Here is a 1,140-nt window from a genome sequence, read left to right on the forward strand (position 1 = left end):
CCCGGGAATCTTTTTATTTCACCAATTTCAGCGAGTATAACGGCGGCTGTAATCTCTCCTACACCCGGAATAGATTGTAAGAGATCATAAGCAGGAAACACCTTAGCTAGAAAGACCATATGGTCTTCCACTTCAGCGATTGCCTTTTGGTGAGCAATGAGCAGGTCTGTATAACAATGGAGCATGATCTGATTGGAGGCTTGACCTGCTGGGTCAGGTAAACTTTTCTGAGCAAGGGTTAATAGGGAGTTTCTCTTTGCTACATTTCAAGCTCTTCCGCGGCGATTAGGCAGCATAAGTGCCAACAATTCCTCGGGATCTGCCGCAAGCACCGCACCAGGCGTAGGAAAGGCGGCCAGAATACGCAAAGAAGTGCCACAGCAAGTCTGGCTAAACAATTGATCGTTGCCTGGAAAGATCAGGTCCAACACGGCTTGAACATGAAGTTGGACATCGGTATAGAGGCTGTTTAGATGATGATGTTGACGCGTGAGCGTCCGTAATTCGAGGAACGAATCTTCCAATGGAAGCTCGGGAGAGCCGTTACCTAGATAGTAGGCTTGTGCGATTCGTGCGGCATCGATAGAATCGGTTTTTACTTTGCGAATTGCTTTTTTCTTGAGTTGGTGGGTCAGAATGGGATTGAGTACAACAACGGGAAAGCCACAAGAGGAGAAAAAAGAGGAAAGCGGTCTAGAGTAATTGCCGGTGGCTTCAAGAACGACATGAGGTTTTGCGTTCGAGAGAGATTCCATCTCCGCCAGAAGAGGAAGCAAGCTTTGAAGTCCTGAAGGAGAGTGTTCAAATGAGAACGGCTTGCGAAACAACTGGTTGCTGGAGATAAAGGCGGCAGCAACGCTTTTTCCTTTTGCAACGTCGATACTTAGAACGGGGTGATTCATGATACCTCCTTTAGATAACGGGGACCCTGAAAAACGTTCTCCACAAGTTGGCACGATGATACGGGCTTAAGTGCCCAACCAGCTCAAACGGGGTATGAACGTTGCCGGGGCTGAAACACTTTATGTGACGGGATCTGCGTCCCAACACCACATACATTTTTAGACCCAGTGTTTCTTCCAGTATAAAAGAAAAAGTTCATCCCCGATTGAACGGGTATGAACTGATAATACCAACACC

2 protein-coding genes are annotated in these 1,140 nt (G+C 47.3%); both read right to left on the reverse strand.

All coding sequences use genetic code 11. The features are described 5' to 3' along the window. A partial coding sequence (locus TJ79_RS28715) for a transposase (protein ID WP_155988035.1) occupies window positions 1-185 on the reverse strand: 185 nt, incomplete at its 3' end. Window positions 186-266: 81 nt separating this feature from the next. Beyond that, window positions 267-902, reverse strand: coding sequence for an IS110 family transposase (locus TJ79_RS25520; protein ID WP_052340023.1), 636 nt, complete (start codon window positions 900-902; stop codon window positions 267-269). Window positions 903-1,140: the final 238 nt, after the last annotated feature.

The sequence above is a fragment of the Gorillibacterium massiliense genome, assembly GCF_000455485.1.
GTDB classification, from domain to species: domain Bacteria; phylum Bacillota; class Bacilli; order Paenibacillales; family NBRC-103111; genus Gorillibacterium; species Gorillibacterium massiliense.